The organism is Mesorhizobium sp. P2_B11, from assembly GCF_056404855.1.
This window is the reverse complement of the sequence record NZ_JBFUDF010000001.1, coordinates 223,030-238,379: the sequence shown is the minus strand read 5'-3', so window position 1 is coordinate 238,379 and position 15,350 is coordinate 223,030. Positions and strand designations below refer to the sequence as shown.

At 62.5% G+C, this 15,350-nt stretch carries 16 protein-coding genes and 1 pseudogene; 7 read left to right on the top strand and 10 right to left on the bottom strand.

Annotation, left to right across the window (positions count from 1 at the left end):
- The first annotated feature begins 176 nt into the window (after positions 1-176).
- From AC1DYJ_RS01055 to AC1DYJ_RS01045, 3 genes are all read left to right on the top strand, one after another.
- Positions 177-521: an ArsR/SmtB family transcription factor gene (locus AC1DYJ_RS01055; RefSeq protein WP_477279199.1), complete on the top strand. Its 345-nt coding sequence runs from the start codon at positions 177-179 to the stop codon at positions 519-521.
- Between the two features lie 113 nt (positions 522-634).
- On the top strand, positions 635-1,162 hold the full coding sequence (locus AC1DYJ_RS01050) for an SRPBCC family protein (protein ID WP_477279197.1): 528 nt from the start codon (positions 635-637) through the stop codon (positions 1,160-1,162).
- Positions 1,163-1,211: 49 nt separating this feature from the next.
- The gene (locus tag AC1DYJ_RS01045) at positions 1,212-1,682 is read left to right on the top strand and encodes a VOC family protein (RefSeq protein WP_477279195.1); all 471 of its coding nucleotides are present in this window, start codon (positions 1,212-1,214) and stop codon (positions 1,680-1,682) included.
- 23 nt (positions 1,683-1,705) lie between these two features.
- On the opposite strand, the gene AC1DYJ_RS01040 is transcribed toward AC1DYJ_RS01045, so the two are convergent.
- The 7 genes and pseudogenes from AC1DYJ_RS01040 to AC1DYJ_RS01010 form a co-directional block, all read right to left on the bottom strand.
- A complete protein-coding gene (locus AC1DYJ_RS01040) occupies positions 1,706-3,175 on the bottom strand; it encodes a glycosyltransferase (protein ID WP_477280188.1) in 1,470 nt (489 codons plus the stop codon).
- A gap of 5 nt (positions 3,176-3,180) precedes the next feature.
- Complete coding sequence (locus AC1DYJ_RS01035; protein ID WP_477279193.1) at positions 3,181-4,788, bottom strand: glycosyltransferase; 1,608 nt, start codon at positions 4,786-4,788, stop codon at positions 3,181-3,183.
- Between the two features lie 29 nt (positions 4,789-4,817).
- Positions 4,818-5,699, bottom strand: a complete 882-nt coding sequence (locus tag AC1DYJ_RS01030) for a class I SAM-dependent methyltransferase (protein ID WP_477279191.1) — start codon at positions 5,697-5,699, stop codon at positions 4,818-4,820.
- 85 nt (positions 5,700-5,784) lie between these two features.
- Positions 5,785-7,377, bottom strand: coding sequence for a peptide chain release factor 3 (locus tag AC1DYJ_RS01025; RefSeq protein WP_477279189.1), 1,593 nt, complete (start codon positions 7,375-7,377; stop codon positions 5,785-5,787).
- A 90-nt stretch (positions 7,378-7,467) separates the two neighbouring features.
- Complete coding sequence (locus tag AC1DYJ_RS01020) at positions 7,468-7,836, bottom strand: hypothetical protein (protein WP_477425907.1); 369 nt, start codon at positions 7,834-7,836, stop codon at positions 7,468-7,470.
- Positions 7,837-7,905: 69 nt separating this feature from the next.
- Positions 7,906-8,801, bottom strand: a pseudogene (locus tag AC1DYJ_RS01015) (haloalkane dehalogenase).
- 32 nt (positions 8,802-8,833) lie between these two features.
- Positions 8,834-9,430 (bottom strand): TetR/AcrR family transcriptional regulator, encoded by a 597-nt coding sequence (locus AC1DYJ_RS01010; RefSeq protein WP_477279185.1) that lies wholly within the window; start codon positions 9,428-9,430, stop codon positions 8,834-8,836.
- A 98-nt stretch (positions 9,431-9,528) separates the two neighbouring features.
- Here AC1DYJ_RS01010 and AC1DYJ_RS01005 point away from each other — a divergent pair, with 98 nt between their 5' ends.
- Positions 9,529-10,608 (top strand): NAD(P)/FAD-dependent oxidoreductase, encoded by a 1,080-nt coding sequence (locus AC1DYJ_RS01005; protein ID WP_477279183.1) that lies wholly within the window; start codon positions 9,529-9,531, stop codon positions 10,606-10,608.
- Here AC1DYJ_RS01005 and AC1DYJ_RS01000 read toward each other — a convergent pair.
- From AC1DYJ_RS01000 to AC1DYJ_RS00990, 3 genes are all read right to left on the bottom strand, one after another.
- Positions 10,602-11,975: an amidase gene (locus tag AC1DYJ_RS01000; protein ID WP_477279181.1), complete on the bottom strand. Its 1,374-nt coding sequence runs from the start codon at positions 11,973-11,975 to the stop codon at positions 10,602-10,604. The genes AC1DYJ_RS01005 and AC1DYJ_RS01000 overlap by 7 nt on opposite strands.
- Before the next feature lie 306 nt (positions 11,976-12,281).
- Positions 12,282-13,076, bottom strand: a complete 795-nt coding sequence (locus AC1DYJ_RS00995) for a class II glutamine amidotransferase (protein WP_477279179.1) — start codon at positions 13,074-13,076, stop codon at positions 12,282-12,284.
- A 15-nt stretch (positions 13,077-13,091) separates the two neighbouring features.
- Positions 13,092-13,346 carry a DUF6356 family protein gene (locus tag AC1DYJ_RS00990; RefSeq protein ID WP_112560713.1) on the bottom strand — a complete coding sequence of 85 codons (255 nt, stop codon included), beginning with the start codon at positions 13,344-13,346 and terminating at the stop codon, positions 13,092-13,094.
- 115 nt (positions 13,347-13,461) lie between these two features.
- Between AC1DYJ_RS00990 and AC1DYJ_RS00985 the strand changes: the two genes are divergently transcribed.
- The 3 genes from AC1DYJ_RS00985 to AC1DYJ_RS00975 all read left to right on the top strand — a co-directional run bounded on the left by AC1DYJ_RS00985 (position 13,462) and on the right by AC1DYJ_RS00975 (position 15,309).
- On the top strand, positions 13,462-13,932 hold the full coding sequence (locus AC1DYJ_RS00985) for an Lrp/AsnC family transcriptional regulator (protein ID WP_477233545.1): 471 nt from the start codon (positions 13,462-13,464) through the stop codon (positions 13,930-13,932).
- Positions 13,933-14,161: 229 nt separating this feature from the next.
- Positions 14,162-14,647 (top strand): dUTP diphosphatase, encoded by a 486-nt coding sequence (dut, locus tag AC1DYJ_RS00980; protein WP_477279177.1) that lies wholly within the window; start codon positions 14,162-14,164, stop codon positions 14,645-14,647.
- Positions 14,647-15,309, top strand: a complete 663-nt coding sequence (locus AC1DYJ_RS00975) for an HAD family hydrolase (RefSeq protein WP_477279175.1) — start codon at positions 14,647-14,649, stop codon at positions 15,307-15,309. The genes dut and AC1DYJ_RS00975 overlap by 1 nt, the downstream gene beginning before the upstream one ends.
- Positions 15,310-15,350 lie beyond the last annotated feature (41 nt).

Sequence of the window (15,350 nt, the reverse complement as noted above, 5' to 3'; positions counted from 1 at the left end):
GCGCCCAGTGCGGAGCGTGGCGGCGCTGAATTCGGACCGCAGGCGTTATAGACGCGCAAATATGGTCTGGCCACATTTTTGCAATGCGCCAGAACGCAAGGCGCAAGCGGGTTGACGAAAGTGGTTCAGCCGTATATAGCCAAATGGGTATATATCTTATTGGCTATGGACGCAAAATGAACCAGCTCGACGCCACCTTTGCTGCGCTTGCCGACCCGACGCGGCGCGCCATCCTTGCCCGGCTCATCCAGGGAGAAGCCTCGGTGATGGAACTGGCCGAACCGTTCGCTATGAGCCAGCCGTCAATCTCCAAGCATCTGAAAGTGCTGGAAGCCGCCGGGCTGATTTCACGCGGCCGCGACGCGCAGCGCCGGCCGTGCCGGCTGGAAGCTCGGCCGCTGGCCGAAGCCAATGACTGGCTGGAGCGCTACCGAAAGATCTGGGAAGGCAATTTCCAGCGTCTCGACGCCTTGCTGGGTGCCCTTCAGGCCGAGAAGAACCCCGACGCGGCGGACCAATAACCGGAAGCGGGCGGGCCACAGCTCGAACGCTCGCCGAAAATATCCGAAGCCCGTGTCGGATCGCCGGTCGGCCGGACGTCCTTGGGCAAACAGACAAACGCAGGAGGACCATCGTGAGCACCACCACCTTGCCCGGCTCGACCGTTGCGACATTGACCGTGACCACGCCGAGCGACCGTGAAGTCCAGATCACCCGCATCTTCGACGCGCCGCGGCCGGTGGTGTTCGATTGCTGGACCATACCGGAGCTTTTGAAAGGCTGGCTGCACGGGCCGGACGGCTGGCGGCTGGCTGTGTGCGAAATCGACCTCAGGGTGGGTGGTGCCACACGCTATGTCTGGCAGCACCGCGACGGTCGCAGCATGGGCATGAGCGGCGCCTATCGCGAGATCGTGCGGCCAAGCCGGATCGTCGCCACCGAACTGTTCGACGAGGACTGGACCGGTGGCGAGACGATCGGAACGGTGACCTTTGCCGAGCAGACCGGCAAGACCCTTTTGACGCAGACCGTGCTTTACGCCTCGCAGGCGTCCCGTGACGGCGCGCTCGGCACCGGTATGACCAGCGGCATGGCCGAAAGCTACGCCCAGCTCGACGCCTATCTTCTTTCGCTCCAGGACGCCGCGAAGGGCGCCGCCTGACCCTTCCCCCAAAGAAACCCACAACCTTCAAACACCGAGGAGAAAGACGATGCAAAAGATCACCACCTGTCTGTGGTTCGATGGCCAGGCCGAAGAGGCGACGAATTTCTACGTCTCCATCTTCAAGAATTCGAAGGTGACGAGCGTTTTGCGCTGGCCCGAGGGTCACGCCGATGCGGGCAAAGCGCTGGTGACCACGTTCGAACTCGACGGTGTGCAGTTTCAAGCGCTCAACGGCGGACCGCAATTCAAGTTCAACGAGGCGATGTCACAGTCGATCAACTGCAAGACGCAGGAAGAGGTCGACTATTTCTGGGACAAGCTCATCGAAGGTGGCGGCGAACCGTCGCAATGCAGCTGGCTGAAAGACAAGTTCGGCGTCTCCTGGCAGGTCGTGCCGGAGCAACTGCCGAAGCTGCTTCTCGATCCTGACCGGGCCAAGGCCGGCCGGGTGATGTCGGCGATGATGCAGATGGGCAAGATCGATATCGCCAAGATCGAAGCGGCGGCGAAGGGATAAGCTCTGGCCTGCTGCGGCCGGTTCTATCGCCGGATCAGGCCGTGCTCGCCAAGGATATGCGCAATGCGCTGGCCTACGACGGCCAGCGCATTTTGTTCGCGGAGCAAGGCAAAACCGCGCCGGGCGCGTGCCTCGGCTTCACCGGGAGAAGCATGGATGGCGCGCAAGGCATCAACTGCGGCGTCCGCGTTTGCGGTAGCCCAGACCTGATTTTTGGTCTGAACGTACTCGCCGCGGCGAACCGGCTCCAGCCTGTAGGCAACGGGGTAGCCGGTCAGCTCATTGATGAAATCGGTCGTGCCCCCGTAGTCCGTGGCGACGACGGCCTTGCCCGCCGCCAGAGCCTCGGCGGCGCCGAACCCAAACCCCTCGGACCGATGCAGTGAGATGAACGCGTCACATCCAGCCATCAGCGCATCTATGCCGATGCGATCCAAGGTACGGTCGACAATCTGGATACGATCATCCTGCGCCGCGATCTCGCCAAGCCAGTTCCGCAATCCATCGTCGCGCTCACCACGCGTCTTGACGATGAGTTCGACGTCACGTTTCGCCGCGGGAAAGGCGGCCCGAAAGGCATTGACGGCGGCCTGCGGATTCTTCCGCGCGACGTAGGAGTCAAAGTCCAGATAGGTGAAGAAGCGCAAGGTTGTGCGGTCCGTGCGCTGCGCCGGCTGCTGGAGAGGAAGGCGCACCGGCTGCGGCACATAGTGCAAGGTCAGGCCGGAAATGTCGGCAAGGGCCGAGGCGACAAACCTGGAAGGCGCCCAGACCTCGTCAAAATCACGGATTGCGGCATGCCACTCCCGAGGAACGCGTCCAAGCTCCCAAAAGGGATAGAGGACGTTCAGCCGACCCGGGGCAATGTCCTGGCGATAATGGTCGGTGGCAGCAAGGCCGGTAACGACCAGCTGGGCCTTGCGATCAACCAGCGGATTGCACTTGCTTGTGAACTCCGCCTCGTTTTCACGCCCGGGCAAAGCAAGGGAACGGGAAGAAACCGGCAGACGCGCTGCGTCGCAAGCATATACGATGTTGCGCGCTGCCTGGCCGAGTCCGATCTCCGAACACAGGTATCCGCTTACACACAAGCCATCCTCCAGATTGCGAGGAAGTGGAACAGGGTCGTGTCCGGACAGCTTCACCCGTATGGCATTGAGCTGCACGCCGCTTTGAAGCAGGCAGGACATCGGATTGTCGTGCCCGGGCCGAAAACCGGGAACCATCGCGGCGTAGCTTTCGATGTCGATCCCGTCCGCAGGCTTCCGCTTTTCTCGCCAGCCATCGCTCATATAGTGGGCGAAGGGATCAATGCCGCTGGCGGCGACGTCCCTGTGAGTGTTCAGGTACCATTGAGCATCGAAGACCCCGGCCAATTCAGCCAGTGTGCGAAGGTTGTTCTGTTTGAATTCAAGGCCAAGTACGGCCCGCAATTGCTTGCGCCACGGGATGAGCCGCCGAATGCGACGAGCAAGCCGCCGAATCAAACCCATTATCGTCACGAAATGCTTGCCCTATCTGTCCAGGGAAACCGAGCTTGCGGCTGCTCGCCCATATCGACATGCGGATTGCGAAAGGGATCGTGTTTCACCGCCTCGCCCCAACGCTCGGCAATGAGGCGCATGGCTGCGCTGCGCATCCTTTCCACCTCCGGCGTCTGCGCGAACCCTCGCGTCGCAGACTCGCGATGGATGATCCCATCGGTCGGCACTGCAATAACCCGAAGGCCCATTGCGCGCGCGCGCAAACAATAGTCGATATCGTTGTATTCGACAGGCAGGCTCACCTCGTCGAAACCGCCGATCTGCTCAAACACGGCCCGTCGCGTGGCAATGATGGCACCGGTCACAGCCTGATAGTTGCGCAAGGTACGCTGCACATGGAGATAGCCGTCCTCGTCTCCCGGAGCGCCTCGCAACATGTGCAGCGCCGCCACCACGGGATGCTCATTTGGAGTGCCGGCTCCCAAGACGATGCCGGCATGCTGCACCGTGCCGTCCGGATACAACAGGCGCGCTCCCACGACACCAACTTCCGGCCGCATCGCATGTCCGAGCATCATTTTCACTTGGCTGGGATCCGTAACCTCGACGTCGTTGTTGACCAGCACCACAACTTCCGCACTCGTGGCCGCCACGCCCAGATTGACCATACGCGAGAAGTTGAACCGGCCGCCGACCTTGACGATGCGAGCGCCGTGTCGCTCCTCAAGTTGCGCATAGAGCGCCAATGTCGCGAGGTCGGTGCTGGCATGATCCACGATCACCAGCTCCGGCGCGGGATCGTCGAGGAATTTCATCAACTGCACGCAACGTTCAAGAAGTTGCGGCTGGTCACGATTGGGGATGACGATCGCCACCGATCGCGGGGACTGAATGACGGCAGCACTTGTTGTCGAAGGACGCGGCAGACCGATGGGAAGGCGCATGACGGTCTCGGTGAGATGGCCCACGGCAAGCCGAGTGTTGGCCAGATTGCACAACCAACCATGCAGGGAGTCCAGCCGCCACCCCGAACGCTGATCGTGAAGAAGCTTTCGCGACGCCATGAAGGCGGTGCCGATATAATCCATTGCTACGATCAGGTCGGGATCCCAACCCGGTAGGAAACAGGGCTGCGCGGATGTCCCGGTTGCGGAGATGCGATCGTGATCACAGATGATCAGATCCGGCGCAGACGCGCCGCGCGAAGGCGAAAGCATGCGATTTAAAAGTGCAAAGGCATCGGGATCGAAAGTGGTGCCGGCAGGCGCGAAGACGATGTGGGTGCCGCGCCATAGGCGATCAACGGTGGGATCGGACAACACCTGCAGAGGATCTAGCGCGGGCTCTGCAAACAGGCCACGCAGCGTGACAAAGTCACCCGAATCCGGCAATTCCGTCTCACTGACGCCTGCAACCACGATCTCGATGTTGCGATGGGTCTGGCCAAGCAATGTCGAGAGCGTGCGGGCCATGGCATCGGCGTTCGTTGACACTCCACCGTAGACCAGAACCGTGATCAGATGGTGCCATACGGGCCGCTCGCCAGACGAGCCCATCCTCTCGGCAAGCCTGGACTGACGCCAATCGCTATAGCCCGCCAGGAGGGCTTCCCCTTCATTCATGCCGCCCAGCCCTTCTCCAAGGACGATTGTTATTCCAGCTTCCTTAGGACGACCATGTCCTGATAGTCGAGGGCGCCGCGCGGGATGTACTGGGCCACGCGCAAGAATCTCGACCAATGATCGAAGACATAACGGGTGCTGTGAAAGGCGGAGTGGTAGAAGTCCGGAAAATCGGGACCCCATTGATCGTCCTTGGTGTAGTACAACCCCCGGCCGTAGAAACTATCAGCGACCTGCTTTTTAAGAGGGGCTTCGGCCGGGATCGCATTGAAGTACTGATCGAAGGCATTCTGTCCGTGGACCGTGAGCGTAACGACGCCGCCGGGACGAAGGACACGCGCCAGCTCGGCAAGCCAGGCATCCTGATAGTCCTCGTCCAAATGGGACATCACGCTGTGATTGAAGATCAAGTCGAATGAGCCATCGCTGTAGGGCAGCGGAGGTTTGCCCTCGGTAAGGCTCGTTTCAACCCATGGCATATTCGCCGACACCCATTCAATCGCCTCGGCGTCGATTTCGTTTCCGTAAAGTTTGCGAGGCAATACCGGCACGGGCAGGTGCCGCAAGATGCGGCCGCAACCGCAGCCCCAATCGAGAACAGCGTCGAAATCGTCATATGACTTCTGAACGGAAGCCAGGGCCCGGTCCAGATCGCCCAGAGACCTTCGGCCCGATTCCACAAACCAATCGCCGTCTTCGGTACCGGCAACCTTGTAGCGCAGAACTGGCGGTGGAAGCTGGACATGCAAAGCGCCGCCGGATCCGTCACCGGCATCACCTGCTAGCTCAGGCGCCGGATTTGGTTCGGCTGCCGACGTGACACCATCTTCCGGTTTGCGCAACGCATCCTCGCGCAAAGCGTTGCGCAGGCTGTTGCGGGCCGACCTGATGCCACTCAAAATCCCAAACATCCGACCAAGTCCGCTGCGAGTTTAGCTTCTGATGAAGCATATGTCGGAACCGCGTTGGTTCGCCACAGAGATCGACCGATCGAATCTATGCCGCCCTGTCGCGGACCTGATAATCCTTGATGGTGGCGAAGCGGATGGCTTTCCAGCGCTCGGCTTCGTAGTTCAGCGAGAAGGCATGCTGGGCGAGGAACACCGGGTCGTTGTCGAGGTCGCGGGCGATGTCGCCGCGATGCGCCTCGATGAAGCGAAGCGTCTCGGCCTTGTCGTCGGCCGAAATCCAGCGGCAGACGGAAAAGCGCGACATCTCGAATTCCACCGGCAGCGTGTATTCGAAGTTCAGCCGTTCCTTGAGCACATCGAGCTGCAGGGCGCCGACGACGCCGACGATGGCCGGTGAACCGTCCTCGGGCGAAAACAGCTGCACGACGCCTTCCTCGGCCATCTGGTGCAGCGCTTCCTTGAGTTTTTTGGCCTTCATGGCGTCGCCGAGGCGGACGCGGCGCAGGATTTCCGGCGCGAAGTTCGGCACGCCCCTGAAGAGAATTTCCTCGCCTTCGGTCAGCGTGTCGCCGATGCGCAGCGTGCCGTGATTGGGAATGCCGACGACATCGCCCGCAAAAGCCTCGTCGGCGGTGACGCGGGTGCGGGCGAAGAAGAACTGCGGTGCCGACAGGCTCATCGGCTTGCCGGTACGCACCAGCTTGGCCTTCATGCCGCGCTCGAGCTTGCCCGAGCAGACGCGCACGAAAGCGATGCGGTCGCGGTGGTTGGGGTCCATATTGGCCTGGATCTTGAAGACGAAGGAGGTCATCTTGTCCTCGGTCGCCTCGACCTTGCGGGTGTCGGCCTCCTGCGCGCGCGGCGGCGGCCCGAAGGCGCCGAGCGCCTCGATCAGGTCGCGCACGCCGTAATTGCGCAGCGCCGAGCCGAAATAGACCGGCGTCAGATGGCCTTCGCGGAACGCGTCGATATCAAGCGGGCGGCAGGCTTCGCGCGCCAATTCCAGCTCCTCGATGAAGGCTTCGCGCTCGTTTTCCGGCAAAAGGCCGGCGACTCGGTTGGAATCGGGACCGTTGACCGGCGTACGGTCTTTCTCGGCGTCACCCTTGCGCACCGCGTTCAGTGCCAGATGATAGGTGCCGGCAAAGGTCTTGCCGCGGCCGATCGGCCAGGTGATGGGGGCGGTGTCCAGCGCCAGCTTCTGCTCGATCTCATCGAGGATTTCGAACGGGTCGCGGCTTTCGCGGTCCATCTTGTTGATGAAGGTGATGATCGGGATGTCGCGCAGCCGGCAGACTTCGAACAGTTTCAGCGTGCGCGGTTCGATGCCCTTGGCGGCGTCGATGACCATGACGGCGGAGTCCACCGCCGAGAGCGTGCGATACGTGTCGTCGGCGAAATCCTCGTGGCCGGGCGTGTCGAGCAGGTTGAAGACATTGTCCTCATATTCGAAGGTCATCACCGAGGTGACGACCGAAATGCCGCGCTCGCGCTCGATCTTCATCCAGTCTGACCGGGTCTGGATGCGGTCCTTCTTGGCCTTGACCTCGCCGGCAAGCTGGATGGCGCCGCCGAACAGCAGCAGCTTTTCGGTGAGCGTCGTCTTGCCGGCGTCGGGGTGGGCGATGATCGCGAAAGTGCGGCGGCGCGATACCGCCTGGTCGATGTCTTCAGCCAATTTACGGAATCCTGTCTGTGGCGCGGGCTTCTAGCAGCGCTTTCCCGGCCTGTCGAACGGAAACGCCTTCTGATAACCCTGGCGGCAGGTTCAGTCTCTGACGATCGCCGCCTGCTTGACCGAGCCAGTAATGTCCAGGCGCATAACCAGCCACTCGGAGTCGATCGAGAAGAGCCCCCTTTCCGAACCAAGCATATAGACCAGGCTCCAGTCCTCGAAATAGTCCGTCTTCGGCGGCTCGCCGAGCATGGCAACAATCTCCGCTCGCGATTTCCCGACCAGCGTCCCGGTCAGAAGCAAGCCGTCGGCAATGCGATGGCGCTTATGCAAGGGATCCCCCCAGCTATCGTCACCCGCCTGCCACCAGGATCGAACGAAGGGCAGCGGGCCGAAGAAGGCGGCATAGACGATGCCGGCTCCGGCCGCAGCAAAAACCAGCCTTTTTACCCAGCGGCGCAAGTGACCCCCCATGTGATTAAGCTGGACCGATCTACTTCGAGCTGTCCTGTTAACGCTCTTGGCGTTGCTTCAGGCCAACTCGCTCATGCGGCTCGCCCGAACGACCTCGGGAAGCCAGCCCGCAATGGCGCCGCCAATCGCGTCGGCATGGTCTTCCTGCAAATAGTGCGCGCCAGGCCCGAGATTGATGAACCGGCAGTTTTTCAGCCCGGCCGCGAATTCGCGTGCGGCCTGCGGCGCAATCAGTGCGCCCGGATCGCCCGCAAACAGCAGTTTCGGGTAGGTGGACAGCCGCAACGCGCGATGGTCATGTTCGCTGATGGCGGCAACGTCGGCGGGCTGGCCCTCGATCGGCAATTCCCTGGGCAGGCGCAGCACCGGCTTGCGCGATTGCGGCGTCGGGAACGGTGCCCGGTAGGCAGCCATCTCTTCGTCGCTCATTGTGCGCAACACCGAGGCCGGCAGCACCTTTTCGACGAAGACATTGTCCTCCAGGACCAGCTTTTCGCCGACACCTGGTGTGCGCAGCGCCTTGAACAGTTCGCGTGCCTGCGGGCGCTGGTGGAAATCCTCCCAGCGCTCGAAAGGCCGGATGAACTCCATGAAGGCGAGGCCGAGAATGCGTTGCGGACGCCTTGCCGCGAGATGAAAGGCCAGTGCACCGTGCCCCAGTCCTGCGCAACCAACACAACATCCCTGATATCGAGCGCCACCAGGAAGGCGTCGAGATAGCGGACATGATCGAAGAAGCGATAGTCGATATCGGGCTTGCCGGACTGGCCGTAGCCGATCAGGTCGGGTGCGATGCAGCGACCAAACGGCGCGACATGCGGGAGGATGTTGCGCCAGATATGGGATGAGGTCGGGTTGCCGTGCAGGAACAGAACGGTCGGGCCGGTCGCGCCAGCCTCGACATAGGACATGGTTGAATCGAGCACCGCGATCTGCAGCCGCTTCGATGCCATGGCGTCAGTCAGCTGTTTGTCGGTTTTTGAAATCATCTGGCCTGCTCCTTTGCAAATACCGTGCTGAAGATGATTTTCTTGAACCGCTCGAGTGGCTCCGGACTGCGCTCGACCTTCATCCGCAGCATGGCGCCTTGCCAGGACGACAACAGGAAGTCGGCGAGATCCTCGGCGTCGAATGCCCGGGTGATGTCGCCGGCCGCCTGGCCCTCGGCGATGCAGGCCGCGAAAGGCTGACGCCAGCGTTCGAAAATAGAGACCAGCCGCAGCCTAAGCGGCTCGCTGTGAACCGCCGTTTCCAGGCTGAGATTGCCGATCATGCAGCCGCGCGCCCACTCATGCGCCTCAAGCTTCGAGGTGATGACATCGAGGTAGCGGCGCAGCCTGCCGATGGGCGGCGTGCCGTCGCGCGCCAGCGCGTTCTCGACCAGCCCGCTGACATAGGCGAAGTAGCGGTCCACCACCTCGCCGGCGAACTCCTCCTTGGACGCAAAATGGTTGGTAAATGAGCCCGGCCGAGCATCGGCCGCGGCAACGATGTCGCGCACGCCGGCTGCGGCATAGCCGGAAGTCCAAATGGTCTGGAAGCCGGCATCAAGGAGTTTTTCGCGGAGTGATTGTCTAGCCATGGTCAAATAATACGTACGTACGTATTGTTGTCAAGCACAGAAGTTTGCATTGGCAAAAGCTGCCGCAAAATGGCAGGTGGGAGCTTATCGGGAACAGGATGGAGAACAGCGTGGCGAAGCAAATCATCGTCATCGGCGCCGGCATCATCGGCGCATCGATCGCCTGGCACCTGACCAAGGCGGGCGCAGGGGTCACCGTTGTTTCCGAGAGCGGCGCCGGTGGCGTCGCCACGCCCAATTCCTTTGCCTGGATCAATGCCAGCTGGGGCAACCCCGAAATCTATTTCCGGCTGCGCAGCCGTGCCATGGCCGAGTGGAAACGGCTGGCAAACGAGCTGCCGGGGCTGCCACTCAGATGGTGCGGCGGGCTGTGCTGGGATTTGCCGGCGGACAAGCTCGAAGCCTACGCGGCCGAGCATTCTGCATGGGGCTACGGCATCGAACGCGTCGACGCCAAGCGGGCGGCGCAGATCGAGCCCAACCTCGTCGAGCCGCCTGAATTCGCTGTCTATGTCGCGGAAGAAGGCGTGGCCGAGCCGGTTGCGGCGGCCAAGGCGCTGCTGGCCGATGCCGAACGGCGCGGGGCAAGAGTGATCGCTGGGACGGTGGATCGGCTAGCCTTCGTCAACGGCAAAGTCACCGGCATTGTCGTTTCGGGAGAAACTGTCAGCGCCGACGAAGTTGTCATTGCCGCCGGCACCGGCGCCCCGACCATAGCCGCCACCGCCGGCATCAAGCTGCCGATCGAGGCGCCGCCCGGCCTGATCGTCCACTCGCGGCCCTACAAGAAGCTGCTCAACGGGCTGGTGCATGCCGAGAGGCTGCATATGCGCCAGACCGCGGAGGGCCGCATCATTGCCGGCTCGGATTTCGCCGGCGGCGATCCGGGCGACAACCCTGACGCCACGGCGCGCGACTTGTTTGCGACGGCGAAGGCAGCCTTGCGCGGGGGCGACGGGCTGGAACTCGATTTTCACACGGTCGGCTGCCGACCGACGCCGACCGATGGCTTTCCGATCATCAGCCGCGCCGAAGGTGTCGATGGTCTCTATATCGCGGTCATGCATTCCGGCATCACGTTGGCGCCGGCGGTCGGGCTTTTCGCCAGCCGCGAAATCCTCGATGGCGAACGCGACCCGCTGCTTGCGCCCTACGGGCTGGAGCGCTTCGCTCAGTAGCCGGGCGGGTGGCGAAAGCCGTCGGTAAGCGGCTCCATCGCCTTGGCGATGCCGAGCAGCCGCGCTTCCGACCAGCGCTTGCCGACCAGTTGCAGGCCGATGGGCAAGCCGTCGCTGTCCTGCCCGCAGGGAATCGTCAGCGCCGGATGGCCGGAATAGTTGAACACCGCGCCATATGCCGGCAGCATCCAGTAGCTCTGCTCCTGGCCGTCGACGTCGATGGGCGTTCCGGGCTCGCAATGCGGGAAGGCCGTGGTCATGGCGACCGGGCACAGCAAGGCATCACAATTTTCGAAGAACCTGTCCCAGGCGAGAATGGACCTGTCACGGCGGGCGAGCGCCTCGAACCAGCGCGAGACCGGCGTCGGCTGCTCCGGCGGTTCGGGCTGCGCTGCCTCCAGCATCATGCCGATCAGCGCGCCGCCCTGCTCCAGATCGTCATGCAGATCGAGCTCAGGCAGTTTCGCTTCCTCCACAATCACCCCTGCCGACAGCAGCCGTTTCGCCACACTTTCGATAGCAACACTGATGTCGCTGGCTACCGGAAACCCGGCGAAGGACGGCGCGACGGCGATGCGCAGCGTCTTGAGATCGAGTTTCGGCATGGCGTCGACGGGCACCGGCTCGAGGTCGGTGTCAGCGCCATCCGGACCGGCGATGATCTCGTAGATCAGCGCCAGATCGTCGACACTGCGCGCCAGCGGGCCGAGGCAGGACATCAGCCGCACGCTGCGTGCAGCGGCGCCCGGATCGGGGAAGGCGCCGGCCAGCGACACGCGGTGCTCGGTCGGCTTCAGGCCATAGATGCCGCAGAACGCCGCCGGCAGGCGGATCGAACTCTGCATGTCGGTGCCGATGTCGAATGGCGCCATTCCAGTGGCCACCGCTGCCGCGGCGCCGCCGCTGGAGCCGCCCGATGTGCGCGTGAGGTTCCACGGATTGCTGGTGCGGCCGAACAGTGGATTGTCCGACTGCCAGTCGCCCAGCATGGTGGCGACATTGGTCTTGGCCATGAGAATGCCGCCGGAAGCCTTCAATCGGGCGACAACCGGGCTGTCTGCCTTTGCCACATGGTCGGCGAAAGGTGGAAAGCCGACCGTGGTCTTCATGCCAGCCGTTTCGTGCGTGTCCTTTAGAGTGAAGGGCACACCGTGCAATGGGCCGAGCACGTCACCGCGCGCCAGCGCCGCGTCGGCCTTTTTCGCGCGCTCGCGGGCGCCTTCGCGGTCGAGATTGATGACGGCGTTGACGGCCTCGTTGTGCTGGTCGATCTGTGCCAGATGCGCGTCAAGCGCTTCGACAGCGGAGGTTTTGCGATCTCGAATGGCAGCAGCCAGTTCGATGGTCGAGGAGAATACGAGGTCCATGATGAATGCTCCCGCTGCTGTCCCGCGTGTAACGGCTTGAAGCCAAGTTTCAGCATTTCCAGGACAGGCAGCGCTTGATCGGAATTGCGCTTGCTTGGTTCTTTGAGGTCGGCACTCTACGGCGCCCCCCTCTGTCCTGCCGGACATCTCCCCCACTTGGGGGGAGATCAGCAGCTTCGCCGACGGCGCCTTTCTTCAAACTTTGGAGATTGGCGAAAACCGCAATGACAGCTGATCTCCCCCCTTGTGGGGGAGATGTCCGGCAGGACAGAGGGGGGCGCGAAGGAATGCGGCTTAGATTACGACCTAGACGACCAGTGCCAACCGGGTTGACGCCGGCACAAACGGCCGGATGCTCATGCCATGACCTGTAATGGTGACGAAACTCGCCGGCGGGATCGCCTGCCAGTCGCCGCCTTCGCGGTCGAACGGCTCGGACACGATGCAGCGGCCGCCATTGCGGATCGAGGTGTAGAGCGTCGGTGCGTGGGCATCGCTGGCGTAGCGTACGGCATACAGCGCCTGCCCATCCGAAAAGGCTGCGGTGAGTTTCAAGGCTGGCTCAAGACCGGCCCGGCGCGACGCTTCGATGACGCGAGCGGTGGCGCGCGATACGGCACCTTGCGGATCGCCGTTGAGCCCCTCGTCGATCATCAGCAGGAAAAACAGTTCGGAATCGGTGGTGCCTTCGCGCTGGTCGAAGACGGCATCGGAGAGCGAATTCTCCAGCGCGCGGCGGATTTTTTCAAAGCCGCCGATCTGGCCGTTGTGCATGAACGACCAGCGGCCGGAGATGAAGGGATGGCAGTTCATGCGGCTGGTGGCGCCGCCGGTCGACGCTCTGACATGGGCGAGGAACAGGCCGGATTTGATCTGCCGGCACAGGCTCTTCAGGTTGGGATCCGACCAGGCCGGCAGGATGTCGCGGTAGAGGCCAGGCTCGGGCCGGTCGCCATACCAGGCAAGACCGAAGCCGTCGCCATTGGTCGGCGACTTGGCTTCCTGGGCGCAATGGCTCTGCGCAATCAGCGAATGACAGGGCGCGGTGACGATGTCTTCGAGGAAGACCGCTTCACCCAGATAGGCCGCCCATCGGCACATCGCTTTCGACCGTTCCTAGGCGCGATCCAAGAGAGCCTGGGGCTCCTTGACCGCGTGTGAGCCTCTGTTGTGCGTCCGCTCGTAGAGCTCGCGAACGATTCGGCTTGCCGTAGTCTCGAAGAGAAATGGCAAGAAAGCGTGAACAAGGGCGGCTCCGGCAGCCATCAGGAGGCGCGAGGAGAACCAGGCGGCAAAGGCCATGTGGCTGAAATAGGTTTCGCCGACCTTGGCCGGGTGCGAGGTGAACAACTTCGAAAACAGCGTCGTCATGGTGATCCCTCCTACCGGGATAAGCCCCGATGCTGGGTACCTTGCCATAGGGGAAAGGTTCATCGGTCTCAATTCGTCCTTGCCTAACGCTCTAGTTTGGGACATTCATCCCAACATGGCGCTTGAATTCGATGAAATAGACCGAAGATTGCTGGCCGAGCTGCAACGCGACGGCACGCTGTCGGTCGACCAGCTCTCGGAAAAAGTGTCGCTGTCGCGCAACGCCTGCTGGCGGCGCGTCAAGCGGCTGGAGGAGGACGGCGTCATCACTGGCCGGGTGGCGCTGGTCGATGCCGACAAGCTCGGGCTCGGTCTCTCGGTGTTCATCCTGATCCGCACCTCCAACCACGATCCGGACTGGCTGCAGAAATTCCGCGCCGCGGTAACCGGTTTCTCAGAGATAACCGGGGTCTACCGCATGTCCGGCGATCTCGACTATGTGCTGCGCGCACGCGTCGCCGATGTGAAGGCCTATGACCGGCTCTACCAGCGGCTGATCGCCAAGGTGGCGCTATCGGATGTCTCGGCTTCCTTCGTCATGGAGGAGATCAAGGAGACGACGGTGGTGCCGGTGGAACTGCGTTGAGGTATGTCGATATTCAGGTGATGCCGGCCTGCAAACGGCAGGTTTCTGCGCTTCCGGTGCTCACGTACTTTAAGTACGCTCCGCTCCGGTTCTCGAAACCTGTCGTTTTCGACTCGGCCTGACCTGAATCTCGCCATACCTCGGGTCATCGTGAGGCCTCAAAGAAAGCCGTTGATACCCTCTTGCGCGAGTTGACCGAATCGCGGTTCGCGCCGATAGGATCGATTTTATGCGCGCAGCCCTCCAAAACTCCTCCGTCATTGGTCCCACTGTCGGCTTCGTCAGGTTGCCGCATGGTGAAGGACTTCCCCTCCCCGCCTATGAAAGCACCGGCGCCGCCGGCATGGATCTGCGCGCCGCGGTGCCGGATGACCGGCCGCTGCTGATCCTGCCGGGCAAGCGCGCCCTGGTGCCGACCGGTCTGATCCTGGAAATTCCCGAAGGCATGGAAGGCCAGGTGCGGCCGCGTTCCGGCCTTGCCTTCAAGCATGGGCTGACGGTCCTCAATTCACCGGGCACGGTCGACAGCGATTATCGCGGCGAGGTCAAGGTGCTGCTGGTCAATCTTGGCGACGAGGATTTCGCGGTGACGCGCGGCATGCGCGTTGCCCAGATCGTGTTTGCCACAGTAACGCAAGCGACGGTCGAGGAGCGCAGCCTGGCCGGCGCCACGACACGCGGAGCGGGCGGGTTCGGATCGACCGGCACCGCTTGATGCCGGGCCTTCCAAAACTGGTCATCTTCGACTGCGACGGTATCCTCGTCGACACCGAGAACCTTGCCAACCGGCGACTTGCCGAATGGCTGAGCGCTGCCGGTTATCCCACCACATTCGAATATTGCCGCAAGCATTTCTCCGGCCGTAGCATGATCTCGGTGCAGAAAGAGATCGAAGCTTCGACCGACGTCCGGCTCGGGGCCGACTTCGTCGATCGCTGGAATGCCGGCCTGCCGGATCTGTTCTCGCACGGCGTCGAGGCTATCCCTTACGTCCGCGACTTCATCGAAGCGGTGCGCAAGGCCGGCATCGCCTATTGCGTCGCCACGTCGGCACGCATCTCGAAGATGCACATCACGCTCGGCCAGACCGGCCTGCTGCCCTTGTTCGAGCACGCCATGTTCTCCGCGACCATGGTCGGCCGCGGCAAGCCGTTCCCGGACCTGTTCCTGCATGCGGCAAAGACCATGGGTTTTGCGCCCGCCGACTGCATCGTCATCGAAGACAGCGTCGCCGGCACGCAGGCCGGCATTGCTGCCGGCATGCGCGTCTACTCCTATCATGGCGACCCCTATTCCGACCGCGACGGCTTGGCCGACGCCGGCGGCGTCCTGTTCGATGACATGCGCGAACTGGCCGGGCTGGTGCCGATCCACTGATCCGATCGTCAGCCCACGGCTGTACGCCTCGATTGTCCGTG